The sequence below is a fragment of the Faecalibacterium prausnitzii genome (assembly GCF_019967995.1).
Lineage (GTDB): Bacteria > Bacillota > Clostridia > Oscillospirales > Ruminococcaceae > Faecalibacterium > Faecalibacterium prausnitzii_E.
Window position 1 is genome coordinate 2,729,932 of sequence record NZ_CP065377.1, and the last position, 23,525, is coordinate 2,753,456.

The 23,525-nt window shown below is 62.6% G+C and carries 20 protein-coding genes and 1 pseudogene; 11 read left to right on the forward strand and 10 right to left on the reverse strand.

Going from position 1 to position 23,525, the window contains the following annotated elements; all coding sequences use genetic code 11:
- Positions 1–68: 68 nt before the first annotated feature.
- Entirely contained in the window at positions 69–1,712 is a 1,644-nt protein-coding gene (locus I5P96_RS13185) for a recombinase family protein (RefSeq protein ID WP_223382534.1), read from the forward strand.
- Here the strand turns inward: I5P96_RS13185 and I5P96_RS13190 are convergent.
- The 3 genes from I5P96_RS13190 to I5P96_RS13200 all read right to left on the reverse strand — a co-directional run bounded on the left by I5P96_RS13190 (position 1,619) and on the right by I5P96_RS13200 (position 4,573).
- Positions 1,619–2,548, reverse strand: a complete 930-nt coding sequence (locus I5P96_RS13190) for an alpha/beta fold hydrolase (RefSeq protein ID WP_223382535.1) — start codon at positions 2,546–2,548, stop codon at positions 1,619–1,621. The two genes, I5P96_RS13185 and I5P96_RS13190, sit on opposite strands and share 94 nt — an antisense overlap.
- 28 nt (positions 2,549–2,576) lie before the next feature.
- Positions 2,577–2,828 carry an AbrB/MazE/SpoVT family DNA-binding domain-containing protein gene (locus I5P96_RS13195; protein ID WP_118552223.1) on the reverse strand — a complete coding sequence of 84 codons (252 nt, stop codon included), beginning with the start codon at positions 2,826–2,828 and terminating at the stop codon, positions 2,577–2,579.
- A 251-nt stretch (positions 2,829–3,079) separates the two neighbouring features.
- On the reverse strand, positions 3,080–4,573 hold the full coding sequence (locus I5P96_RS13200) for a hypothetical protein (protein WP_223382536.1): 1,494 nt from the start codon (positions 4,571–4,573) through the stop codon (positions 3,080–3,082).
- A 267-nt stretch (positions 4,574–4,840) separates the two neighbouring features.
- Between I5P96_RS13200 and gltX the strand changes: the two genes are divergently transcribed.
- The 4 genes from gltX (at position 4,841) to I5P96_RS13220 (ending at position 9,963) form a co-directional block, all read left to right on the forward strand.
- A complete protein-coding gene (gene gltX / locus I5P96_RS13205) occupies positions 4,841–6,310 on the forward strand; it encodes a glutamate--tRNA ligase (protein WP_223382537.1) in 1,470 nt (489 codons plus the stop codon).
- Positions 6,311–6,498: 188 nt separating this feature from the next.
- Positions 6,499–8,784 (forward strand): SpoIIE family protein phosphatase, encoded by a 2,286-nt coding sequence (locus I5P96_RS13210; protein ID WP_223382538.1) that lies wholly within the window; start codon positions 6,499–6,501, stop codon positions 8,782–8,784.
- Between the two features lie 57 nt (positions 8,785–8,841).
- Positions 8,842–9,789 carry a pectinesterase family protein gene (locus I5P96_RS13215; RefSeq protein WP_118552213.1) on the forward strand — a complete coding sequence of 316 codons (948 nt, stop codon included), beginning with the start codon at positions 8,842–8,844 and terminating at the stop codon, positions 9,787–9,789.
- A gap of 18 nt (positions 9,790–9,807) precedes the next feature.
- On the forward strand, positions 9,808–9,963 hold the full coding sequence (locus tag I5P96_RS13220; RefSeq protein ID WP_223382539.1) for a hypothetical protein: 156 nt from the start codon (positions 9,808–9,810) through the stop codon (positions 9,961–9,963).
- A 36-nt stretch (positions 9,964–9,999) separates the two neighbouring features.
- On the opposite strand, the gene I5P96_RS13225 is transcribed toward I5P96_RS13220, so the two are convergent.
- Both I5P96_RS13225 and I5P96_RS13230 read right to left on the reverse strand, forming a co-directional pair.
- Complete coding sequence (locus tag I5P96_RS13225; RefSeq protein WP_118552211.1) at positions 10,000–11,508, reverse strand: sensor histidine kinase; 1,509 nt, start codon at positions 11,506–11,508, stop codon at positions 10,000–10,002.
- An 18-nt stretch (positions 11,509–11,526) separates the two neighbouring features.
- Positions 11,527–12,213, reverse strand: a complete 687-nt coding sequence (locus I5P96_RS13230; protein ID WP_097792924.1) for a response regulator transcription factor — start codon at positions 12,211–12,213, stop codon at positions 11,527–11,529.
- A 279-nt stretch (positions 12,214–12,492) separates the two neighbouring features.
- On the opposite strand from I5P96_RS13230, the gene I5P96_RS13235 reads away from it, so the two are divergent.
- The 6 genes from I5P96_RS13235 to I5P96_RS13260 all read left to right on the forward strand — a co-directional run bounded on the left by I5P96_RS13235 (position 12,493) and on the right by I5P96_RS13260 (position 19,465).
- Positions 12,493–13,998, forward strand: a complete 1,506-nt coding sequence (locus tag I5P96_RS13235; protein ID WP_223382540.1) for a lipopolysaccharide biosynthesis protein — start codon at positions 12,493–12,495, stop codon at positions 13,996–13,998.
- A gap of 16 nt (positions 13,999–14,014) precedes the next feature.
- Complete coding sequence (locus I5P96_RS13240) at positions 14,015–14,770, forward strand: glycosyltransferase family 32 protein (RefSeq protein WP_223382541.1); 756 nt, start codon at positions 14,015–14,017, stop codon at positions 14,768–14,770.
- 142 nt (positions 14,771–14,912) lie between these two features.
- A complete protein-coding gene (locus tag I5P96_RS13245) occupies positions 14,913–16,205 on the forward strand; it encodes an SMP-30/gluconolactonase/LRE family protein (protein ID WP_223382542.1) in 1,293 nt (430 codons plus the stop codon).
- 112 nt (positions 16,206–16,317) lie between these two features.
- Positions 16,318–16,878, forward strand: coding sequence for a TIGR01440 family protein (locus tag I5P96_RS13250; protein ID WP_118552203.1), 561 nt, complete (start codon positions 16,318–16,320; stop codon positions 16,876–16,878).
- A 5-nt stretch (positions 16,879–16,883) separates the two neighbouring features.
- The gene (locus tag I5P96_RS13255; protein WP_097792929.1) at positions 16,884–17,603 is read left to right on the forward strand and encodes a YggS family pyridoxal phosphate-dependent enzyme; all 720 of its coding nucleotides are present in this window, start codon (positions 16,884–16,886) and stop codon (positions 17,601–17,603) included.
- Positions 17,604–17,665: 62 nt separating this feature from the next.
- Positions 17,666–19,465, forward strand: a complete 1,800-nt coding sequence (locus I5P96_RS13260) for an ABC transporter ATP-binding protein (RefSeq protein WP_223382543.1) — start codon at positions 17,666–17,668, stop codon at positions 19,463–19,465.
- Between the two features lie 76 nt (positions 19,466–19,541).
- Here the strand turns inward: I5P96_RS13260 and I5P96_RS13265 are convergent, their stop codons facing one another.
- The 5 genes and pseudogenes from I5P96_RS13265 to I5P96_RS13285 form a co-directional block, all read right to left on the reverse strand.
- A complete protein-coding gene (locus tag I5P96_RS13265; protein ID WP_118552197.1) occupies positions 19,542–20,492 on the reverse strand; it encodes an ROK family glucokinase in 951 nt (316 codons plus the stop codon).
- Between the two features lie 209 nt (positions 20,493–20,701).
- Positions 20,702–21,505, reverse strand: coding sequence for a twin-arginine translocase subunit TatC (gene tatC, locus I5P96_RS13270; protein WP_118552195.1), 804 nt, complete (start codon positions 21,503–21,505; stop codon positions 20,702–20,704).
- 3 nt (positions 21,506–21,508) lie between these two features.
- Entirely contained in the window at positions 21,509–21,715 is a 207-nt protein-coding gene (locus I5P96_RS13275; protein ID WP_097792935.1) for a twin-arginine translocase TatA/TatE family subunit, read from the reverse strand.
- A 502-nt stretch (positions 21,716–22,217) separates the two neighbouring features.
- A pseudogene (locus I5P96_RS14330) lies at positions 22,218–22,364 on the reverse strand (twin-arginine translocase TatA/TatE family subunit); the annotation flags it as partial.
- A gap of 271 nt (positions 22,365–22,635) precedes the next feature.
- Positions 22,636–23,520, reverse strand: a complete 885-nt coding sequence (locus I5P96_RS13285) for a fumarylacetoacetate hydrolase family protein (protein ID WP_223382545.1) — start codon at positions 23,518–23,520, stop codon at positions 22,636–22,638.
- Positions 23,521–23,525: the final 5 nt, after the last annotated feature.

Genomic DNA, 23,525 nt, shown 5'->3' on the forward strand with positions numbered 1-23,525 from the left:
TTGTTGACAAGCTGCGCTTGACCCGATAATATAAAGGCAAGTCGAATACACGCCAAGGAGGTGCAACCATGACCGCCGTGATCTACGCCCGCTATTCATCTGACAGCCAGAGAGAAGCGTCCATTGAAGGACAGCTGCGCGACTGCAAGGACTACGCCGAGAAGAACGGTATCACCGTGGTCGGCACCTACATCGACCGTGCCTACTCTGCCAAGACGGATGACCGCCCGGACTTCCAGCGGATGATTAAGGACAGCGCAAAGAAAATCTTCGACGTAGTTCTGGTCTGGAAGCTGGACCGCTTTGCCCGGAACCGATTCGATGCCGTGAACTACAAGTACCAGCTGGAAAAGAACGGTGTCCATCTGGTGTCTGTCATGGAACCCATCTCGCAGGGGCCTGAAGGCATTATGGTGGAGAGTATGCTGATTGGCATGGCGGAATACTATTCCGCCGAACTCGCCCTGAAAGTGGCGCGCGGTGAGCGCGAAAATGCCCTCCAGTGCAAGTACAACGGCGGTGTGGTGCCGCTGGGCTTCACCATCGGCAAGGAGGACAGGCTGTACCATATCGACCCGGAAACGGCTCCTATTGTGCAGGAGATCTTCAGCCGGTACGCCGACGGCGAACCGGCTGAGAAGATTGCCGCATCCCTGAACGAGCGCGGCCTGCGTACCCGCACCGGGAAGCCGTTCGTAAAGAACAGCTTCTTCCAGATCTTCCGCAACCGCCGCTACATCGGCGAATACCGCTACAAGGACATTGTGACGCCGGGCGGCATTCCGGCTATTGTTGATCAGGACTTGTTCGACCGGGTGCAGCAGCGTTTCGAGCAAAACAGGATCGCCCATGGTCGGCCTGCAAAAGAGGATGTGAGCTATCTGCTGACCACTAAGCTGTTCTGCGGCAAGTGCGGCACCCTGATGGGCGGCGAAAGCGGCACCAGCCACATGGGAAACACCTACTATTACTACAAGTGCGGCAACGCCAAACGCCACGGCAAGGCGCACTGCGACCTGAAAGCCATCCGCAAAGAGCCTCTTGAACGGTTCGTGGTGGAAACTGCTATTAAGGTGATTTTCAGCGATGAAATCATCGAACGGCTGATAGATTTGGTCATGGATGCCCAGCAGCAGGAGAACACCCGGCTGCCTGTCCTGAAAGACCAGCTCAGGGACACGGAGAAGCGGCTGGCAAACCTTCTGGAAGCCATTGAACAGGGCATCCTGACCCCGACCACCAAGCAGCGTTTGGACGAGCTGGAAGCCCGGAAAGAAGCTCTGAACACCAGCATTCTGGAAGAAGAGCTGAAAAAGCCCGTCTTGACCCGTGAGTGGATTCGGTTCTGGCTTGAAAAATTCCGCAAGGGTGACGTGGGCAGTACGGAACACCAGCGGCAGATCATTGATACCTTTGTCAACTCGGTCTACGTCTTTGATGATCGGGTCGTGCTCAACTTCAACTTCACGGACGATGCCAAGACGGTCACTCGTGAGGAAGTGTTGGGTTCGAGTGCTGTGGACAATGCTCCACCATCACCCCATGAAAAAAGACACCTCGCCATGAGGTGTCTTTTTTCATCTTCCGAACACCCATCCCGATCCCACGGCAATGCCGCTCAGGGAAGGTGCCGTTCCACAAAATCGCCGATGTCGGCAAAGACTTCGGCCCGGTTCGTCTCCACCAGAAGCTCGTGCCGGGCACCGGGGTAGAACTTGACCTGCACATCCCGCATCCCGGCATCCTTCATGCTCTGCACGGCCCGCCGGACGCCCGCGCTGCGCTCGCCCACCGGGTCGGCATCACCGGCCAGGAAGAGTACCGGCAGATCTTTCGGCATCCGGGCCAGAAAGGCCGGGTCGTACAGCCGCAGGATGCCCGTGAACATGCTGTAATAGGCATTCAGCGTAAACGTGAAGGTGCACCGCTCATCGGCGAGGTACTTGTCCACCTCGGCAGGGTCGCGGTTGAGCCAGTCGTGGGTGGTGCGGCCCTCCAGCCCCTTGTTGTAGCCCAGGAACGAAAGCTCCGCCACCAGCCTGCTGCGATGCTGCCAGCCGAAAAAGACCGCCAGCACCCGGCAGACCGTGCGGGCAAACGCGACCAGCGCTTTCGGCTGGAAGCCGGTCCCCAGGATGATGGCACCGTCCAGCTCACTGCCCCACTCGCACAGATACTGCCGTGCATAGAACGAGCCCATGCTGTGGCCCAGCAGGAAATACGGCACACCGGGGTAGAGCTTTTTCGTCAGAACCGTCATGGCGTGAAGGTCATCCAGCACTGCCCGGTTGCCGTCCGGCTCGGCAAAATAGCCGTAGTCGGCCTTGGTCCGGATGGACCCGCCATGGCCCAGATGGTCGTTTCCGGTCACGAGGATGCCCCGTGCGGCGAGGTACTCGGCCAGCGGCTTGTAGCGGTCGATGAACTCCACCATCCCGTGCGAGAGCTGTACGATGGCGCGCACTTCGCCCTCCGGCACACAGCGGAACGCATGAAGCATCCGCCCCGGTGCGCTCGACGGCAGCGTAAAATCGATCATCTGGCTCATAGCGTCTTCTCCTTTTTGCGGCCCGTGCTCAGAGGGCACCGATCTTCTTCCGGCAGGCGGAGCAGATGCAGTAGCCTGCGAACTGCACGGCCCGCTCATCGACGGTCCCGCAGAAGTCGCAGCTTCCCTTCGGGCGGTACTTTTTGAGGACGATGGCGTCTCCATCAACGAAGATTTCGAGCTTTGCATCCGTTTCCAGCTTCATGCTGGTGCGCAGCTCCTTGGGCAGAACGATCCGCCCCAGCGCATCGATCCCGCGAACGATTCCTGTACTTTTCATTTTGTGCTTCTCCTTTTTCTAATTCGCACTGCTTCTCGTATTTTCCTCATTTTTCCGGGCCACGCTGCCCGGCCACAAATCCGGTGATAGGAAAATTGTTCCAGTGCTTCATTAGTATACAAAATAGTTCCTGCTTCGTCAACGCTTGCGGTCCTTTTCGACAAAAACTTCCCGGATGTTTTTGGAATGGGCACAAAAACGCCCGAAGGCAGTCCGCCTCCGGGCGAAAAGTTCCGGTTCTTGGGATTTTTTTAAGATTTTTTGCTGCTCGTCCCACGCTTCGAGCCGTTCCGTCCCGGCACCAGAAACAGGGCATCTTCGTCCGGGATGGGGCACGTTTTGCCGCCGCAGCAGGCAGAGAGCGACACGGCGACCAGAGACACCTTTTCCGTATCCGACAGGTGCCCGTAGACCCAGATCTCCGCCGAGGCCCCCGGCTTCAGCACGGTGCTCCGGGCCGACGTGACAACGTAGCAGGGATATTCGTCCGTCTGCGCTCCGTTCGTCAGATAACAGAGCGAACCGATCCAGCGGCTCTTTGTGCCGTTCTGGTAAAGCCGGTCTTCCCGGAACGTCCCATCCGCAGCATCCGTAAACTGTGCGGCGGTATTTTCCAGGTCCAGCGTCTCCTTTGTGTGGTTCTTCACCTGGAAGTGCACACAGAAACCGGACGGCGTCAGGGTCTGCCCCAGCACAGTAAACTCCGGGAACGCCGCGGACGTATCCGGCTCCTGCACTTCTGACGAAGCAGGCGTCCCGGACGCTGCCGGTGTTTCCGGGGCCGACGGTGCGCTGGATGCAGGCGGCGAGGCCGGTGCCTCGGATGCAGCGGGGTGTTCGGACCCAGCTGACGTCTCCGGCTGCGAGGACGGTTCGGACACAGCCGGGCTGCCCGGCGATGCCGTGGGCTGCGAAGCGGCGGGCGGCTCCGAGACGGCAGGGCGTTCCGACGCGGCCGGGCGCTCAGAGCTGGCCGGCGGCTCCGGCTTTGCGGACGGTGCCGAAGCGGCGGTACTGCCCGACGGCGCAGCCGACTCCGCAGGGGCCTGCGGCTTCTTCTTCGGCGTCAGGCTGCCGATGGCCTGCTCCTTCCACAGAAAATCCGCCCGTGTCCAGCTGCCTTCGCTGGCCGGGAGGAATACATACCCATACGCCACCGCGCTCTGCCCCGGCTGCAAGGCTTCGGCTGCGCTTTCAAGGGCTGCAATGACCGGCTTTTTCACCACGGTCTCCTGCGTCGTCCGGAGCACCGCCGTCAGATGTTCTGCGGCCTTGCCCGCAGCGACCCGGTCCGCAGACATGCCGTCCACTGCGTTGTCCACCGTCACGTTCCCAAGCGATGCGCTGGTGTTGAACGCATGGACGACCTGTTCCGTCGTATTTTCCACGCGGACTTTGACCACGATGAGGGTGCCCTCCTGCCCGGAGCAGACCGCCGATACGCTGGTGTAGTCCATCGGCTCACAGCTGAGAAAGTCTTCCACCTCCGGTTCCTGCGGCGATTGAGCTTCCGACTCAGACACGGCTGTCGAACTGGACACCGATTCTGGTTCCGAAGGCGCGGGTGTCGCCGGGGAAGAAGCCGTGTCCTCGTCCGTTCTGCCCGCCGCCGGAGCAGACGCGGGCGGTTCCGGTGCAGCTGCCCCGCCTCCGCCGCAGCCGGTCAGCAGCAGAACGGCCAGACAGAGCAGCACCGCAAGTGCCCTGCTCTTTTGCCGCACTGCATCGAACGATTTTGGTTTCATCGCCTCCACCTCCGCCTGAATGTGTTGAAATGTGTCGTTTTTATTTGACCGTTTTCTGCGCCGTTTGTCAATCGTTTCGGCAGCGTTTCGCTCCAAAGTTTTTCTCCGAAAATTGGGCAGATTCGACGATTTTGGTCGTTTTCGGGAGAGAACGCCCCCTTCCGGCCGTTCTTCGCGTCTCCTCGTTGACAAAATCGCGCTGAACAGTTAAACTAAAGGGTAGCAATTCACAAATTTATTTGCCGATATAGATAAGGAGCGTTTTTTATGCCGAGCAATAAAGTCCGCACCCGTTTTGCCCCCTCGCCCACCGGCTATATGCACGTTGGCAACCTGCGCACCGCGCTGTACACCTACCTGATGGCCAAGCACGAGGACGGCACCTTCATCCTCCGCATCGAGGACACGGACCAGGGCCGCTATGTGGAAGGCGCGGTGGACGTCATTTACAACACCCTGCGCGAGGCCGGGCTGAACTGGGACGAAGGCCCGGACATCGGCGGCCCGGTCGGCCCCTATATCCAGAGCGAGCGAATGGGGATGTTCAAGCAGTATGCCGAACAGCTGGTCGCTGAGGGCAAGGCATATTACTGCTTCTGCACCGAGGAGCGCCTGGAAGCGCTGCACGCTGAGCAGCGCGCCAACGGCGAGATGACCCACTACGACGGCTGCTGCCGCGACCTGCCCGAAGAGGAGGTCCAGAAGCGTCTGGCCGCCGGAGAGCCTTATGTCATCCGCCAGAAGATCCCCCGCACCGGCATCACTGGCTTCGACGATGTGGTCTACGGCCACATCGAGGTCGAGAACAGCGAGATGGACGACCAGATCCTCATCAAGACCGACGGGATGCCCACCTACAACTTCGCCAACGTCGTGGACGACCACCTGATGGGCATCACCCATGTCATCCGCGGCAGCGAGTACCTGTCTTCCACCCCCAAATACAACCTGCTGTACCAGGCATTCGGCTGGGAGATCCCCACCTATATCCACTGCCCGCCGGTCATGAAGGACGCCCAGAACAAGCTGTCCAAGCGCAACGGCGATGCAAGCTATCAGGATCTGCGCGCCAAGGGCTACCTGAGCGCTGCCATCCTGAACTATATCTGCCTGCTGGGCTGGAGCCCCAGAGGCGAATACGCCGAGCAGGAGATCTTCTCCCTCGACGAGCTGCGCAAGGTCTGGAGCCCGGACGGCATCTCCAAGTCTCCGGCCATCTTTGACCCGCTCAAGCTGCGGGCCATCAACGCGGAGTATATCCGCCGCTTGAGCCCGGACGCATTCCTGGCTGCGGCGGAGCCCTGGATCGACCAGGCCGTCCACACCCCCATCGACAAGAAGCTGCTCTGCGCCAACCTGCAGCCCCGCTGCGAGGTGCTGGGCGAGATCCCCGCGCAGCTGGACTTCTTTGATGCGATGCCGGAGTACGACGTGAGCCTGTACACCAACAAGAAGCAGAAGACCACCCCGGAGTCCGCAAAGGAAGCGCTGGAAGCACTGCTGCCCGTGCTGAGCTCTTCGGCTCTGGACTTCTCCGACCGCGACGCCGTCTTTGATGCCTGCAAGGCCAAGGCCGAAGAGCTGGGCAAGAAGAACGGCTGGCTGCTCTACCCGCTGGGCATCGCCCTGTCCGGCAGACAGCGCACCCCCGGCGGCGGCACCGACCTCGCCTGCATGATGGGCCGCGAGACGACCCTTGCCCGCGTGAAGGCCGCCATCGAGAAGCTGAACGGCTGAATCTTCTAAAATTTCCAAAAAGCTCTGCGGTTTTTGTACGCCGCAGGGCTTTTTTCTTGGTTTTAGCAAAAGGATGCCGCTTCGCTTCACCCTCCCAAAAACCGCCCGGCGGCCGCGCTACAGTATATGCACAAGGCGCGGGAAACAGAACAACACAAACGATCCCCGCCGGAAAGCGGGGATTTTTTATGCACGATCTTCTCAGGCAGGATGCCCTTCATCCCTTTGCGGCGGCGCTGCTGCCGCGCGCAGCCGTCCGCCCGGCTCTGCGGCAGGGTTCGGCTTTTCTGGCCGGGCTGCTCGGCGGCTGGGCGGTGCTGTATGGGGCGCTCATTCCCTTCGGGCTAGGGCTGACGCTCGGATTTGCGGAGGACTGCTTCGCCGCCTGTGCGGCCGGGGCAGTGCTGGGGCTGCTGCTCCATGGGTTCGGGGCGCTGTCGCTGGACAGCATCTGTCTGCTCTGCGCCATCGGGGCCGCTGTAGCGGCACGGTGGCTCTGGCCGGGTCGGTTCCGGCCCGCCCTGCTGGCGAGCTGCGGAGCCCTGGGGCTGGGAGCCGTCTGCTTTGCCTTCGGCCCCACCGGCGGCGGGATCGACCTGCTGCTCACCTGCGGAGCAGACGCCCTGCTGGCGGGGGCGCTGGGCTTTGCCCTGCGGCGGTTCCCGCCCGAAACGCCCGGCGCGGGGATGCTGCTCGTCGGGGCCGCTGCCGCTGCGGCCCTGGGCGGGGTCGCACTGGGGCCGGTCTGCCTTGGCGTCGTGTTCTGCGCCGCGCTGGAAGCCGCCCTCTGCTGCCGGGGCCAGGGGAAAGCCGCCCTTGCCTGCTGTGCCGTGCTGGGTGCAGCACTCTGCGGGGCGGATGCCTCCCTCGGCCCGGCGGCAGCCGGGCTCTCCTGCGCCAGTGCAGCGGCTGCTCTGCTGGCCCCCGGACGCCGGGTGGAAGCCTTTGCCGCCTATGCGGGCGGCTGTGTGACGGGGGTGCTCTGCGTCCAGCCGCCCGGCAGTGCCTTTGGCTTTGCCTTCAGCGCCGGGGCGGGGCTAGGGCTGGCCGCGCTGCTGCCCGGCGGCTGGCTGGCCCCGGTGCCCGCAGACGAACCGGACGCACCGGAGGAGCGGCCCCGCTTTTCGGCCGCGGCCACCCGACTGGAAGCGGTAGCTGAAAGCCTGTCCTCCCTCGCGGAGACCGTCAACGAGGTCTACGACGCCCTGCCCCACCGGTGCGAGACCTTCCGCTGGGTCATCGACAACGCCCATGATGCGCTCTGCTTCAACTGCGGGCGGCGGGAGAGCTGCTGGAAGCAGGAATACACCGCAACGCTGGACGGCATGAACGCCCTGCGACCCATTCTGGAACGGAACGGCCATCTGGAGACCGGCGACCTCCCAGCCCAGCTGGGGCGCTGCATCCACCCGGCGGCGCTCTGCGCAGCGGTGAACAAATCCTTCGCGCTCTACCGCAGCCGGAAGGAGACCCGCGTCCACGCCGAAGCCATGCGCACAGCCCTGACTGAGCAGTACAGCGCTGTGGCCGACGCGCTGGGGGTGCTGAGTGAACAGCTGGGCCGCCCCGGCACACCGGAACCCTATAAATCCGGGCGGGTGGCCGACTTTTTTGCCAGCCTCGGCACCCCGCCGCTGGAATCTGCCGTCACGCTGGACGACCTGGGCCGGACGCGGGCCGCTGTCACCCTGCCCCGCACCCGGTTCTCTGCCCCGGAGCTGGCCGCACTGGCACAGGAGGTCGGGCGGCTCTGCCGCCGCACCTTCGACCCGCCCCAGGTGCTCTCCTGCAAGGGGATGACGACCCTGCTCTTCTGCGAAAAGCCCGCTCTGCGGGCCGTCTTCGGGTCTGCCGGGAGCGCCGCGCGGGGCAGCATCTCCGGCGATGCGGTCCAGCAGTTCTGCAGCCCTACCGCCGCGCAGATGATCCTCTGCGACGGCATGGGCACCGGACGCCCGGCCGCTGTGGACGGCAACCTGGCCGCAGAATTGACGGCCCGCCTGCTCAAGGCAGGCTTCACCGCCGAGCTGGCCGCACGGCTGGTCAACGTAGCACTGGCCCTCAAGAGCGATGAGGAGAGCGGCGCGACCCTCGATCTCATCAGCGTGGACCTCTATACCGGCACAGCCCGGTTGTTCAAGGCCGGGGCCGCACCGGGTTTTCTGGTCCACGGCGGGCGGGCACGGCCTGTGGGGGATGCCAGCCTGCCCATCGGCATCCTGGGCGGGGTGAACGGGCAGAGCCGGGTGGTGCATCTGGCGGCGGGCGATTACGCCGTGCTGGTATCGGACGGCCTGCTCGTGGACGGCACCGGCTGGGTGCTCAAGCAGCTGGAGCTCTCTGCTGCCGCAGCCGACCCGCCCGAAGTGCTGGCCAAAACGCTGGTGGAAACGGCCCGCGCCCGCGCCGAGGCGACCGGCCGCCCCGACGACATCACCGCAGCCGTGCTCCGGCTGGAAGCCTGCGGGCGTTGATTTATTCACAAATAGGGACTATAATAACACTATCTTTTTTGTGGGAGGTCCCTTTCTATGCTGCACCTTACCGTTGCGCAGGACGGAAGCGGCGATTACGCTTCGGTGTCCGAGGCCGTGCTGGCCGTGCCTTATGAACTGGAAGCCGAGATCGTCATCGGGCCCGGCGTCTACCGGGAAAAGCTGGTCTGCGAAAAACGCTGCATCACCCTGCGGGGTGCCGGTGCCGACCAGACCATCCTCGTCTGGGCCGACGGCGGCAAACTGCCCCACCCGGACGGGCGGCCCACCCACACCTTCCGCAGCTACACGGCCTTCTTCAGCGGGGAGAGCCTCACCGTGGAGGACCTGACCATCGCCAACGATGCCGGGCCGGGCAGTCTGGTGGGGCAGGCCATCGCAGCCTATGTGGATAGCGCGCGGGCCGTGTTCCGCCGGGTGAAGCTGCTGGGCAATCAGGACACCCTGTTCTGCGCCCCGCTGCCCGAAAAAGAGCGGGAGAAGGACGGTTTCCTCGGCCCCCGCACCTTTGCGCCCCGGCGGGCCTCCGCGCAATATTACCAGAACTGTGAGATCGCGGGCGACATCGACTTCATCTTCGGCGGGGCAGACGCCCTGTTCGAGCAGTGCACTCTGCGCACCGTGAACAACCACATCCCCCGCAGCTTCGTCACGGCACCGTCCGGCCCGGCGGACGGGCTGGGCTTTGTCTTCTGGGACTGCGATCTCGTCTCGGACTGCCCGGCCGGGACGGTCTATCTGGGCCGGCCCTGGCGCCCTACCGGCAAGACCACCGTGCTGGACTGCCGCCTCGGTGCCCACATCGCCCCCGACGGCTTCTCGCCCTGGAACGACCGCACCGACACCGGCCTTGCCTCCTTTGCGGAGAAGGGCAGTTCCGGCGCAGGGGCTGCGCCCCGCCCGGCCTGGGTGAACGAACCCTCCGCCGCCGATGCGGCCGCACTGCTGGCCCGTGCCCGGAAGCGCTGCCGCCCGGAAGTTTAAGAAAAAAGGAACGTCACGATGAAAAAGCTCCCCAACGCCGTCAAATGGCTCATCATTCTGGCCGTGCTGGCCCTCATGGGCTGGATGCTGGTCCAGGTCAACGACCGCGCCTCCCGTGTCAAGATGCCCGACCCGGACAACAGCCTGGGCATCTACCGTTCTGCCAACTCGTAACAAAAAAATCCTGCGCTTTTGCGCAGGATTTTTTTGTTACTCTGAAGTCATGATGAACCAGAACGTCGTTCCTTTGCCCACGGTGCTCTGCACACCGAAGCGGAAGCCGTGCTGCTGGAAAATGGCTTTTGTGATGGACAGACCCAGGCCCGTGCCCTGCTTGCCCGCATCGGAGCGGGAGCGGTAGTAGCGGTCAAAGATATAGGGCAGGTCCTCCGCGGCGATGCCGGGGCCGTGATCCTCGACCTCGACCCGGACGCCCTCGGCAGATGGTGCGGCCCGCAGCACGAAGATGCCGTCCGCTCCCATGTGGTGCATCGCGTTGCCCAGCAGGTTGTGCAGCGCCCGCTGCATCATGTTGGGGTCGGCGTAGACGGGCAGTTCCTCGTCCGGCAGCTCCAGTTTCAGCTGCCAGCCGTTCTGGGCACAGACGGCGTCGTACCGTTCGCTGACCTCGTCGCAGAGCTGGCCCATATCGAAATGGACTTTCTCGCATTTTTCCGCGCCGCTCGTCACCTTGCTCAGTTCCATGACGCTGGAGACCAGAGCCGTCAGGCGGTCGGCCTCGTCCACGATAATGTTCATCTGCTCGTCGCGGTGGGCCTTGTCGTCGCCGGTGATGTCGCGCACTGTCTCGGCGTAGCCCTTGATGAGGGTGAGCGGGGTGCGCAGGTCGTGGGAGACATTGGCCAGCAGGTCCCGCTGCATCTGGGAAGCCCGCTGGACTTCCTTCGCCATGTGGTTGAAATCCTCGGCCAGGTCGCCAAGTTCATCGTTCCGGCCCGTTTCCACATGGACGGCATAATCGCCCTGGGCCACCTGCCGCGCCGCACCGGAGAGCTGACGCAGCGGCTTTGTGAACCACTCGCTGAACATCCACGCCGCGCTCATCGAGAAGGCGAAGATGAGCGCCGCCGCCAGCGGCAGCACGGTACTCATCACCTCGCCCGCCTCGGACACGTGCATCAGAGTGGTGCTCACCAGCACCGTATAGGCCCCATCGGCGGTCATCCGGCCCACGACCAGCTGATTGTAGGCCGACGGCTTGGCCGCCGGGAGCACACGGGCGAAGGCCCCGTTCTCGCGGCAGTACTGCCGCACCTGCCGGGCGGTGGAATAAGCGATGTCGTCATCCAGCGTATCGGGGAACGACTTCTGGTGCAGGCTGCAATAGGAGAGGTTCTCGTATTTTTTGATGGTGCGGAGCGTTGCGTCCGAAATATCCACGCAAAAGCTGCTCAGTTCCCCGTTGGAATAGATGTCGCTGCCCAGCTGGCTGAAGAAATCGTCGTTCGTCACCTTGATGCCGCCGAACGCCCAGTACGAGAGGATCTCCCCCTTTGCGATGGCGTCGTCCATCTCGGCCACGATCATCTCGGCCTCTGCCGTCAGCTGCTTCTGGATGTGTTTGGTGTACAGCGGCTCCAGCAGCTGGGTGCTCAGGAACCAGAACAACCCCAGCAGCAGCAGGCAGATCAGGCACAAGAACCACATCATCTGCCCGCGGATGCCGATGGAACGCCGCTTTTTTCCCAGTTGCCGCATCAACTGCGCTCCTCCGTTTTATCGTGCCGCATCGGGGTCGAACTTGTAGCCGATGCCCCAGACCGTGGCGATGTAGCCCCGGCACTTGCCCAGGTGGCCGCGCAGCATCTTGACGTGGGTGTCCACGGTGCGGTCCTCGCCGAAGTAATCGTAGTTCCACACCTTCTGCAAGATCTTTTCGCGGCTGAGGGCGATGCCCTTGTTCGATGCCAGGAAGACCAGCAGGTCGAACTCCTTGGGCGTTAGGCTCACTTCTTCGCCCGCCACGCGGACGGTGTGGCTGGCCGTGTCGATGGTCAGGTCGCCGAAGGTCATGGTGCCGTCGGAAGCCTCGCTCCGGGGCATGGTGCGGTTGAGCACGGCCCGGACACGGGCCACCAGCTCGCGCGGGGAGAACGGCTTGACCACATAGTCGTCCGCGCCGCCCTCCAGGCCCGCCAGTTTATCGTATTCCTCGCCGCGTGCGGTCAGGATGATGACCGGCGTGTTGATGTGGCGGGTGCGCATCTCCCGCAGGCAGGTCATGCCGTCCATGAACGGCATCATCACATCCAGGATCACCAGATCGTATCCGCCGCCGCTCAGCAGCGAAAGCGCCGCCGAGCCATCGCCTGCCTCCTCGCAGACATAGCCCGCATATTGCAGATGCTCCCGGATCAGTTCCCGGATGCGGGGTTCATCATCAACGATCAGAATTTTTGCCATCTATGGCTCCCTCCTCACTCAAAAGTGTCTGATATTCTGAGGTTATCATACCGCGAAGTTTGGAAATTTCTGTGAAGTTTGGGTGAATGCTTTGGAAAACCCGAACACATTCAGTATACCACGACTGGCCGGTGCAATCCAAACGAATTTCCGTCCCTGCCGCGAAAACGCGCAGATCGTTCGTTTTTTCGTCCGGATTTCTTGACAAGGCGGGCCGCACCCTTTATAGTAAAAAACAGAATGAAAAATGTATGCCTTCCCGGAGGCGTTGGAGTTTCTATGAAATTCAAGAACCTTTCCCGCGTGGAGCGGAACATGCTCACCGGCCTGTTCTGCCAGTTTGTGACCATCCTGCTGAGTTTTCTCATGCCCCGGCTCTATCTGACCTATTACGGTTCCGGCGTCAACGGTGAGCTGAACACCATCAAGCAGCTGTTCGCCTACCTCTACCTGCTCGAAGCCGGGGTCGGCCTGGCCACCACCCAGGCGCTCTACCGCCCGGTGGCGATGGAAGAACACCAGACTGTGAGCGAGATCCTGGCCGCCACCGACCACTATTACCGCCGCACCGGCACACTGTATGCCCTCATCGTGGTGGCCATCGGCGTCGTGTACCCCATGGTGGTGCATTTCACCCTGCCGCGCGGCGTCGTGCTGCTGTACACCATCCTGTACGGCCTGCCCTCCGTCACCAGCTTTTTTGTGCAGGGCAAGTACCGCCTGCTGATGGATGTGGACGGCCGCCGCTATGTGCTCAGCAACCTGGAGACTGCCACCAATCTGATCTCTGGCATCGGCAAGGTGCTGGTGCTGATGCTCACCCGGAACCTTCTGGCCATGCAGCTGCTGTACTGCCTGTGCTCCATGCTGCCCATCCCGGTCATCCTGTGGTACACCCACAAGAACTACCCCTGGATCGACCACCACGCCAAACCGGATTACTCCGCCGTCGCCCAGAAGAACTCGGTGCTGATGCACCAGCTGTCCGGCGTTATCTTCAACAACACGGACATGGTGCTGCTGTCCTACTTCTGCAATTTCCAGCTCGTCAGCGTCTACAGCATCTACAACATGTTCTTCGTCCAGATCATCTTCGTGATGAACCTGTTCCTCAACAGCATCTCGTTCCGGATGGGCCAGATCTTCCACACCGACCGGGAGCGGTTCCTTGGCCTGTTCGACCTGTGCGAGACGCTGTATCTGGCCTTTGTCGCGTTCTGCTACACCATGACGGCGGCTTTTCTGCTGCCGGTCATCCGCATCTACACCAGCGGCATTCAGGACACCAACTACATCGACGCCTTCCTGCTGCTGCTCTTCGCCCTCAAGGCCGTACTGGAGAGCGGCAAAAGCATCTACCACCAGGCCGTTCAGTTTGAAGGCGCGTTCCAGCAGACCCGCTGGCATGCGCTGGTCGAAATGGCCATCAATCTGTCCGTCACCCTCCTCGGCATCCAGTTCTTCGGCATCTACGGCTGCCTGTTCGGCACCCTGGCCGCGCTGCTCTGCCGCACGGTGCTCGTCTTCCGCTACACCTACCAGAACATTCTGCACCAGCGCATGGCCCGCCCCGCCCTGAAATGGGTCTGTGATCTGGGCCTGATGGCCCTCATCCTGCGCATCGTGGGCATCCAGAGCCGCCCGGAACTCAGCCTGCCGGGCGTCATCGGCGTAGCCCTGCTGCATATGATCTGGATCGGCGCTGCCTTCGCGGGCGCTGCCTTCCTGTTTGACCACGACCTGCTGCACAAGCTCCGAACGTTGCGCAGCAGCATCCGATCCTGAGCCGGAGGTTTTGTTTATGAGCATCCCGAAAGTTCTCCACTACTGCTGGTTTGGCGGCGCGCCCAAACCCAAAAACATCCAGAACTGCATCCGCAGCTGGAAAAAATACTGCCCGGACTATGAGATCATCGAGTGGAACGAGCAGAACTTCGACGTTTCCCAGTCACTTTACACCCGGCAGGCCTACGATGCCCGCCGCTGGGCCTTTGTGGCCGACTATGCCCGCCTGAAGATCCTGTACGAGCAGGGCGGCATCTACATGGACACCGACGTCGAGCTGCTCCGCCCGCTGGACGACCTGCTGGCGTATCCGGCCTTCTTCGGCTTCCAGCACAACAACGAGGTCGCCACCGGCCTTGGCTTCGGGGCCGAGGCCCGCAGCCCGGTGGTGAAAGCCCTGCTGGATGATTACGACAGCCTGCCCTTCCTGCTGCCGGACGGCAGCTGCGACCTGACCCCCTGCCCGAAACGAAATCTTCCCATCTTTGCCCGGTTCGGCATCCGGGCCGACGGCACCCGCCAGTCCACCCCGGAGATGGAAGTCTTTCCGGTGGAGTATTTCTGCCCGGTGGCCTATGCCGGTTCCACCTGCGACATCACCCCCAATACCTACTCCATCCACCATTACCATTCCAGCTGGAAGGAGAAGAGCCGGGCCATGCGGTTCGACGAAGAGGTGATGGAGCCGCTCCTCGGCGCAAAGTTCTATTACCGGTACTACCGTCCGTTCCGCCGCGCTCTGGGTGCGCGGCGGAAAAAATGGCGCACCTGAACCCTCCCGCAAGCGGCTCTGTTCCGGGCCGCTTGCTTTTTGTTTACCCCGCCGGGGCGCGCTTGCACTTTCCGGCACAGTTGTGCTATACTGAAACGATACGAATACCCATCTGTTTTTGACCAGAGGAAGGGAGTCCTCCATGCGGATCGGACTTGTTGAATTGCTGCTCATCCTGCTCATCGCATCGCTGACCATCGGCCCCAGTGCGGCGCTCTGGGTGGACCGCTGGATGCGCCGCGCCCAGAAGACCAGCGCTGCAGCGGCCCGCCGCCGGGCAGCGCAGGAGGCCCAGCGTGCCGCCGAGCGGGAAGAGGTGCTGCAGCGGTTCCAGAAGCTGAGCATCGTCTTTGTGCTCTGCGCTGCGGCGGCCCTCATCTGGGGGCTGGTGCTGCGGCCCATCGAGGCCGCGCCCACGCCCTACACCGCCCCGGACGTCCGACAGGAGACCGGGGCGCAGACCGCCGCCGAAGGCGGCGTTCTGGAACTGGCCCCCTACACGGAGATCTCCGCCCTGCGGGAGAACAACGGCTGGCTCTACGCCGCCGCCAAATCCGGCAAGAACGGCTGCCTGCTGCGGATGCAGCCGGACGGCACCGGCCGGACCGAAGTGCTGACAACGGCAGGCGAGATCACCGATTTCGCCTTTGCACCGGACGGCACCATCTGGATGACAACGTTGGAATCGGAGGGCGGGCGGCTCTACCGGGTGAACAGCGACCAGTGGGGCGTGACGGTGGAACTCATCGTGAGCCAGATCGACGGCCGCGCCCTCTCCTGCCCCACGGCAGTGGCTGCCGCATCGGACGGCGCGGTCTACTTCACCGACCTTGCCGCCGCCCGCGCCCAGCACGGCGTGGAGAGCGCCCTGCGCACCGAACTGACTGCCCACACCGGCACCGGAAGCGTCTACGTCTACGACCCCGCCGCCCGCACGGTGGAGACTGTCCTGACCGGCATTGCCGGGGCCTCCGGCCTTGCGCTGGATGAGGCAGCGGAGACGCTCTATGTCTCCGACCTGGGGAGCCGCTGCGTCTGGGCGGTGGACACCGCCGCCCGCGACCTAACGGCTGGGGGCAAAGGCTGCTCGACCCATCTGTACGGTCTGCCCGGCTACCCCGGTGCCCTGGCGCTGGACGCGGACGGCACGCTCTACATCAGCTACCGCTGGGCCCGGTCCGGCTGGCTGGAAGACCACGCCGGGCGCACTCTGCTGCGGGGCATGGCCCTGCGGCTGAGCCAGACGATGCAGGAGGGGCTGTTCTCCCTCTCGGCCAGCGACATCCGCGCCGAGGCGGTCGCACCCGCCAGCGGCAGCTGGCAGCGGACGATCCCCGGCGGCAGCTCCGGCAGCACCACGGCGCTCTGCCCGGTGGGCAGCCGGGTCTATCTGGCCATTTCCGGGGAAACAAAACTGCACTGGGTCAGGGTGTGACCCCTCTCCGTCCCGCTTTGCGGGCCGGGCCGGTCTTTTACAAAACGCGCAGGCCCACCATGTCAAAAGGCGGCGGGCCCTGCGTGCAAGGGTAGATATGAGGTGAATCCATATGACGGAAGCATTCAAACAGCAGATCGAAACCGAGGCACGGCAGGCCGTGACCGAACTTCTGGCGCAGGCCGGGCTGCGCAAAGGCGATGTCTTTGTCGTGGGCTGCTCGTCCAGCGAGATCGTCGGCGGGCACATCGGCAAGGACAGCAGCCTGGAAGCCGCACAGGCCGTCTATGCCGGCATCGCGCCGGTGCTGGCCGAAAACGGCATCTGGCTGGCCGCGCAGTGCTGCGAGCACCTGAACCGCGCCCTCATCATCGAGCGGGAAGCCGCCGAGAAATACGGCTGGGAGGAAGTCTGCGTCGTGCCCCGCCCCCACGCGGGCGGCAGCTGGGCCACCACCTGCTGGAAGCAGTTCCAGGACCCCATCGCAGTGGAGGAGATCCGCGCCCATGCGGGCATTGACATCGGCGGCACCCTCATCGGGATGCACCTGCGCCGGGTGGCTGTGCCGGTGCGGCTGAACCTTTCCCGGATCGGCGAAGCGAACATTCTCTGCGCCCGCACCCGCCCGAAGCTCATCGGCGGCGAGCGCGCCAGATATACGGAGGAGGACTGAGTTGTATGGCTGAAAAAACGCTGGAAGAGATGCGGGAAGCCGTTGCCGCCATCCGGGAGACCATGGCCGCTGCGGCCCGCGAGGCCGGGCGCGACCCCGCCGAGGTGCAGCTCTGCGCTGCCTGCAAGACCCGCACAGCGGAAACCGTGGCGGCCAGTGCTGCCCTGCCCATTGACGTGTTTGGCGAAAACCATGTGCAGGAGCTTTGCGCAAACTTTGACGCCGGGGCCTACTGCGGCAAACCGAGCCACTTCATCGGCCATTTGCAGACCAATAAGATCAAAAAAGTGCTGGGCCGCGCCAGCCTCATCCAGAGCGTGGACAGTGAGCATCTGCTTGCCGCCATTGAGAAGGAAGCCGCCAGGGCGGGCCTTGTCCAGAACGTGCTGCTGGAAGTGAACATCGGCGGCGAGGCGTCAAAGTCCGGCGTTTCGCCGGAACAGCTCTGGCCCCTGCTGGACACTGCCGCCGCACAGGAGCACATCCGGGTCTGCGGCCTGATGGCCATCCCGCCCGTCAACGATGACGACGCCCGGAACCGCGCTTATTTAGCGGCGGTGCACAAGCTGTTCGTGCAGGCCGGAGAGCGCGGCTATGCCAACGTGAAGATGGAGACCCTCTCCATGGGCATGAGCGGCGACTACGAGAACGCCATCCGCGAGGGTGCCACCCTTGTCCGCATCGGCACCGCCATTTACGGCGAGCGGGATTATCGTAAAAAGTAACGTTACGACCCTCTCCGTCCGCGCTGGCGCGCTGCCTGAGAGGGTCAAAAATAGGAGAAACCATGCCAAAAACACAGATTCGATCCACCCAGGACCCCGCCGCACACCACACCAGCAGCCGCGCCCTCATCCGGCGCTTTCTGCCGTATCTGGCCAGGTACAAGGGCGTCCTCTTCTTTGACCTGTTCTGCGCAGCGCTGACCACCCTGTGCGACATCATCCTGCCCAAGATCATGAGCGCCATCACCAACTCGGCCATGGGGGTGGGCATCACCCTGACGGCCGGCATCGTGCTCAAGCTGGCAGGCATCTATTTCGTGCTCCGCATCATTGATGGAGCGGCGCAGTATTTCATGTCCAGCATCGGCCACATCATGGGCGTCCACATCGAGACCGACATGCGCCGCGATGCCTTCGACCACCTGCTGCTGCTCGACCACACCTATTACAACAACACCAAGGTCGGCACCATCATGGGCCGCATCACCAACGACCTGTTCGATGTGACCGAGTTCGCCCACCACTGCCCGGAGGAATTTTTCATCGCCTTCATCAAGATCCTGGCGTCCTTCATCATCCTCTGCCGGGCCAGCATCCCGCTGACTCTGGCGGTCTTCGCCTGTGTGCCGCTGATGGGAGTCGTCTCGGTCAAGCTGAACCAGAAGCTCCGCGCCCGGTTCCGCCAGCAGCGCGTCCAGATCGGCGAGCTGAATGCCACCATCGAGGACAGCCTGCTGGGGCAGGGCGTCGTCAAGGCCTTTGCCGCCGAGGACCAGGAGCGCGAAAAATTTGCGCAGGGCAACAAAGACTTTGAGCAGATCAAGACCCTTGGCTACTACGCCATGGCTGCGTTCAACACCTCCACCCGCCTGTTCGACGGCCTGATGTATCTGGTGGTCATCCTGGCGGGCGGTCTGTCGCTGGTCAACGGCAAGATCACCGCCGGTGACCTTGTGGCCTATATGCTCTACGTCACCACCCTCATCGCCACCATCCGCCGCATCGTCGAGTTCGCCGAGCAGTTCCAGCGCGGCATGACCGGCATCGAGCGCTTTGCCGAGATCATGGACACCCCGGTGCCCATCCACGACGCCCCCGACGCCAAGCCCCTTCAGCCCGGCCCCGGTGCCATCCGGTTCGAGGATGTCAGCTTCGAGTACCCGGACGACCACAACAAGGTCCTGCACCACGTCAGCCTCGACATCAAAGCCGGTGAGCGACTGGCGCTGGTCGGCCCCTCCGGCGGCGGCAAGACGACCCTGTGCAACCTTATCCCCCGCTTCTACGATGTGACCGGCGGCCGCATCCTCATCGACGGGCAGGACATCCAGCACGTCACCCTCAAGAGCCTGCGCGAGGACATCGGCATCGTCCAGCAGGACGTGTATCTGTTCAGCGGCTCGGTGGCGGACAACATCGCCTACGGCAAGCCCGGTGCCTCCCGTGAGGAGATCATCGAAGCGGCCCGTCTGGCCGGTGCCGAGCGGTTCATCCTCGCCCTGAAGAACGGCTTCGACACCTACGTCGGTGAGCGCGGCGTCAAGCTCTCCGGCGGCCAGAAGCAGCGCATCGCCATCGCCCGCGTCTTCCTGAAGAACCCGCCCATCCTGATCCTGGACGAGGCCACCAGCGCCCTGGACAACGAGAGCGAGATCCTGGTGGGCCAGAGCCTTGAAAAGCTGGCCCACGGCCGCACCACCCTGACCATCGCCCACCGCCTGACCACCATCAAGAACTACGACCGCATCCTCGTCCTCGGTTCCGACGGCATCGAGGAATCCGGCACCCACGATGAGCTTCTCGCACAGCACGGCGTCTACTACCGCCTGTGGAACCAGCTGCCGGGAAAAGATACGCTGTAACCCGAAATCTCTGTACGAAAAAAGCGAAGCCGCTGAACATTCAACGGCTTCGCTTTTTGTTGTGGAGAAGTTCGGCTTATTCGCCCACGATGAGACGGACGGCACCATAGATGCCGGCGTCATTGCCGAGGCTTGCGGCCTTGATGGGGGTCTCGCGGCAGGAGCGGAAGGCGTATTCCTTGAAGTGCTTGACCAGCGGGTCGAACAGGACATCGCCTGCGCGGGCCACGCCGCCGCCGACGAGGAACATTTCAGGGTCGGTTGTGGAGGCGATGCTGGCCAGCGCCATGCCCAGCGTGTTGGACATATCCTCGACCTCGCGGGAGGCCAGCGCATCGCCATTGCGGGCAGCATCAAAGACGTCCTTGGCGGCAAAATCGGTGCCGCGCAGGACGCACTCCACCTCCGGGTTCTCGTCCAGCAGCTTCTTCATGCAGCGGACGACGCCGGTGGCGCTGGAGTACTGCTCCAGACAGCCGCGCTTGCCGCAGCCGCAGACGGCCGTCTCGTGCGGATCGACCGTGATGTGGCCGATCTCGCCGCCCGCACCGTGGGCACCATCAATGACCTTGCCGTTGACGATGACGCCGCCGCCGACACCGGTGCCCAGCGTGACCATGACTGCGCTGCGGCAGCCCTTGGCGGTGCCCATCCAGATCTCGCCCAGGGCGGCGACGTTGGCGTCGTTGCCGACAAGGACCTTCAGGCCGTCCAGCAGGCCGGACAGCTGGGCGGAAACGTTCCGCTCGCCCCAGCCGCCGAGGTTGGCACAGACGATGGGCACGACGCTGGAGTTCAGAACCGGGCCGGGCACACCGATGCCCACGCCCTCGACCTGCTCTGCGGCGATCTCCTTCTCGGTCATCTTGCCGTGAATGGCGTCGGCCAGATTTTCGAGGATGTGCTCACCGGCGTTGGAGGTGTCGGTAGGCACCTCCCACTTTTCCAGCAGTGCGCCGGACGTTGTGAACAGACCGACCTTTGCGGTGGTGCCGCCCAGATCAATGCCAAATGCGTATTCTTTCATGATTCATTTACCCCTTTTCCGCAGCGGTCGCCCGCTGATCATTTTACCTTGTTGCCATTATAACATATTCTGCCGCAGATGGGGAGCCATTTTTTCGGATTTTTCCAGTCTCGTGCGGGGCGCAGCTGTGTTCTGTGGGCCGCAGGGCGCAAAAAACGCGCCCGCCGCAAGGCAGAGCGCGTTTTCGCTGCAATGAAAGGCCAGAAGGCTTATTCCTCGTCGGGTTCGTCCTCTTCCTCGTCGTCCTCATCATCGTCCGTTCTGGGCTTGTAGAAGATGCCGCTCAGGAAGATGCTGACGAAGTACAGCAGGCACATGGGCACTGCCACGAAGCACTGGGACACGATGTCCGGCGGGGTGATGATGGCTGCGACCAGGAAGATGAGCACGATGGCAACGCCGCGGCCCTTCTTCATGATCTCCGGGTTTGCGATGCCCATCTTGGCCAGAATGATGGTGACCAGCGGCATCTCAAAGACGCAGCCGAAGATGATGAACATCGTCAGGCAGAGGTTGATGTAGCTCTCGATGCTGATGGACGCCGTGATGTAATCGGTGCCTTCCAGCGTGACCAGGAAGTTCAGCATAAAGGGCAGGGTGACCTTATAGGCGAACAGGATGCCGATGCAGAACAGCATCAGGCCGAGCAGCAGCACCAGCTTGAAGAAGAAGCTCTCGCTCCGCTTCAGGCCCGGCTTTGCAAAGGCGTAGATCTGATACAGCGCCACCGGCACGGTGATGACCACCGCCGCGATCAGCGAGACGCGGAAGTACTGCATCAGCTTCTCCTGCGGGGCCAGGAAGACGAAGGTGTAGTTCGCATTCCGGGCCATGGCCGTCAGCAGATCGATCAGTTTGTCCGAAACTGCCAGAAAACCGATCACACCCACCACAAACACGACTGCGCAGATGATCAGCCGGTTCCGCAGCTCTTTCAGGTGGCCGGTCAGCGTCATGCTGCCGTCCTCCGACATGACTTCGGCTTTCTTTTTGCGCTTAACGTTTGTAGCCACGAATTACTCCTCGTCCTTCTTCTCAGCCTTGTCCTCAGACTGGGTCTCGGTCTTCTTGACTTCGCCGTTGTCATCGACGTCGTCCATGCCTTCCTTGAAGTTCTTCATGGTCTTGCCGAACATCTTGCCCAGCTTCGGCAGGTTCTTGGGTCCAAAGATGACCAGAACGATGATCAGAACGATGATAAGCTCCTGAGGTCCGATTCTCATAATAAAATCTCCTTTTTCCTCTTGCCGCGCCGTGCGGGCGGGCTGATTTACAATGTATCGTACAACCGCGGGCGCGGGTGCATCCAAATAGGGGCTGTTATGCCTTGGCCTCTTCCGCCGGGGCAGCGGCCTCGGCTTCCTGGGCGGGGGCAGCTTCCGCAGCCGGGGCGGGCGCTTCCGTTTCGGCGGGCTTTTCTGCGGCCTTCACGGGTTCCGCAGCCTCAGCCGGTGCTTCCTCCGCCTTCGCAGACTCTTCTGCGGGAGCAGCCTCGGCCTTGGCAGGCTCTTCGGGCAGCTCCTCCACGGCATCTTCCAGCTCGGTGACCTCTTCGGCCTCCTCGGCCTTCTTGGCCTCTTCCTTGCTGGTCTTGCCGATGTTGGTGAAGCTCTTGGTCACATCCTTCATGCTGTCGTCGATGTCCTTCTTGAGGTCCGTCAGGGGGGCGACCGCCTCCTTGATGGGAGCCTGGATCTCGTTCAGCGGCTCGACGACGTTCTTCTGGATCTCTTCGGAGGCTGCGCCGGTGTACTTCTTCAGCTCACGCAGCATCTTGCCGAGCTTGCGTGCGTACTCCGGCAGCTTATCCGGGCCGATGACCACGAACGCAACGATCACGACAAGGATCAGCTCTGTAAAACCAATTTTCATAGCGTTCCAATTCCTTTCCTCAAACACAGGCCGTTCTTTTTGGGGTCTGCATTGCTGTACGGTTCTGGGGTTTGGCGCAGCGGTGCGCCTTTCGTTGCCCTATGTATACCGGATGTCAATGAACTGTATATGAATTTATTTTGAACAGTTTATGAACAAGACAGATTTGTCCCTCTTTTTCTAAACAAAGTCAAAATTTCAGCGATTATATTACAGTCCGGAAATCAAAAAACAGCCCCGGCGTCATGTCCGGGGCCGTCGTTCTCACCGTTCAACGGACTGGGTTCGTCAGGGTTCCGATGCCGTCGATCTCGCACCGCACGACATCGCCGGGGACGAGGAACTGCGGCGGGTCCATCCCCATGCCGACGCCCGCCGGGGTGCCGGTGGCGATGAGGGTGCCCGCCTTCAGGGTCATCCCCTGCGAAAGCTCCGCGATGACGTGGTCGATGTCAAAAATCTGCAGGCCGGTGTTGGAGTCCTGCCGCTTCTCGCCATTGACGAAGCTGCGGATGCCCAGTCTGGGCGGATAGGTCTCGAACTCGTCCGCCGTGACGATGCAGGGCCCGATGGGTGTGAAGCCGTCCAGACTCTTGCCGAAATACCACTGCTTGTGGGCCGTCTGGACATCGCGGGCCGAGACGTCGTTCAGGATGGTGTAGCCGAAGACGACGTCCTTCGTCTGCCCGGCAGGCACATCTTTGGCATCTCTGCCCAGCACCACAGCCAGCTCGCATTCGTAGTCCAGCTTCTTCACAAGGTCGGTGTGGGCCTCGATGAAGCCGCCGTCCGGCACCGCCCGCGTGACCCGCTTGGAAAAGTAGATGGCATTCTGATGCCGGGTCGCAAAGGCGTCGGCGGAATACTTTTCCGCCTCGTCCGAGTGGGCCATGTAGTTGATGCCCAGGCAGATGACGTCCTGCGCCGGGACCGGGATGGGGCTTTCCAGCGTGACGGCCTCGATGGGCAGGGCCGGGATACCCGCAATGGCCAGCGACAGGCCCGCCCGCACCTGCGGGGTCAGGAACGGGATGGCGTCGGACAGCGTCTCATAGCGCAGGCCCAGCCAGCTCAGCGGCCAGACCTGACGGCCATCTGCCGACAGGATGGCCGGGTCTTCGATGCCGTCCGGCAGACGGCAGGTGACAAAGCGCATGGGGG

Bases quoted from the DNA above. Each gene is read 5' to 3' on its own strand.
- I5P96_RS13185 (WP_223382534.1), top strand. From the start codon at position 69: ATGACCGCCGTGATCTACGCCCGCTATTCATCTGACAGCCAGAGAGAA.
- I5P96_RS13265 (WP_118552197.1), bottom strand. From the start codon at position 20,492: ATGAAAGAATACGCATTTGGCATTGATCTGGGCGGCACCACCGCAAAG.
- I5P96_RS13250 (WP_118552203.1), top strand. From the start codon at position 16,318: ATGACGGAAGCATTCAAACAGCAGATCGAAACCGAGGCACGGCAGGCC.
- I5P96_RS13210 (WP_223382538.1), top strand. From the start codon at position 6,499: ATGCACGATCTTCTCAGGCAGGATGCCCTTCATCCCTTTGCGGCGGCG.
- I5P96_RS13235 (WP_223382540.1), top strand. From the start codon at position 12,493: ATGAAATTCAAGAACCTTTCCCGCGTGGAGCGGAACATGCTCACCGGC.
- I5P96_RS13190 (WP_223382535.1), bottom strand. From the start codon at position 2,548: ATGAGCCAGATGATCGATTTTACGCTGCCGTCGAGCGCACCGGGGCGG.
- I5P96_RS13245 (WP_223382542.1), top strand. From the start codon at position 14,913: ATGCGGATCGGACTTGTTGAATTGCTGCTCATCCTGCTCATCGCATCG.
- I5P96_RS13200 (WP_223382536.1), bottom strand. From the start codon at position 4,573: ATGAAACCAAAATCGTTCGATGCAGTGCGGCAAAAGAGCAGGGCACTT.
- I5P96_RS13240 (WP_223382541.1), top strand. From the start codon at position 14,015: ATGAGCATCCCGAAAGTTCTCCACTACTGCTGGTTTGGCGGCGCGCCC.
- I5P96_RS13195 (WP_118552223.1), bottom strand. From the start codon at position 2,828: ATGAAAAGTACAGGAATCGTTCGCGGGATCGATGCGCTGGGGCGGATC.
- I5P96_RS13285 (WP_223382545.1), bottom strand. From the start codon at position 23,520: ATGCGCTTTGTCACCTGCCGTCTGCCGGACGGCATCGAAGACCCGGCC.
- gltX (WP_223382537.1), top strand. From the start codon at position 4,841: ATGCCGAGCAATAAAGTCCGCACCCGTTTTGCCCCCTCGCCCACCGGC.
- I5P96_RS13230 (WP_097792924.1), bottom strand. From the start codon at position 12,213: ATGGCAAAAATTCTGATCGTTGATGATGAACCCCGCATCCGGGAACTG.
- I5P96_RS13260 (WP_223382543.1), top strand. From the start codon at position 17,666: ATGCCAAAAACACAGATTCGATCCACCCAGGACCCCGCCGCACACCAC.
- I5P96_RS13275 (WP_097792935.1), bottom strand. From the start codon at position 21,715: ATGAGAATCGGACCTCAGGAGCTTATCATCGTTCTGATCATCGTTCTG.
- I5P96_RS13220 (WP_223382539.1), top strand. From the start codon at position 9,808: ATGAAAAAGCTCCCCAACGCCGTCAAATGGCTCATCATTCTGGCCGTG.
- I5P96_RS13255 (WP_097792929.1), top strand. From the start codon at position 16,884: ATGGCTGAAAAAACGCTGGAAGAGATGCGGGAAGCCGTTGCCGCCATC.
- I5P96_RS13215 (WP_118552213.1), top strand. From the start codon at position 8,842: ATGCTGCACCTTACCGTTGCGCAGGACGGAAGCGGCGATTACGCTTCG.
- I5P96_RS13225 (WP_118552211.1), bottom strand. From the start codon at position 11,508: ATGCGGCAACTGGGAAAAAAGCGGCGTTCCATCGGCATCCGCGGGCAG.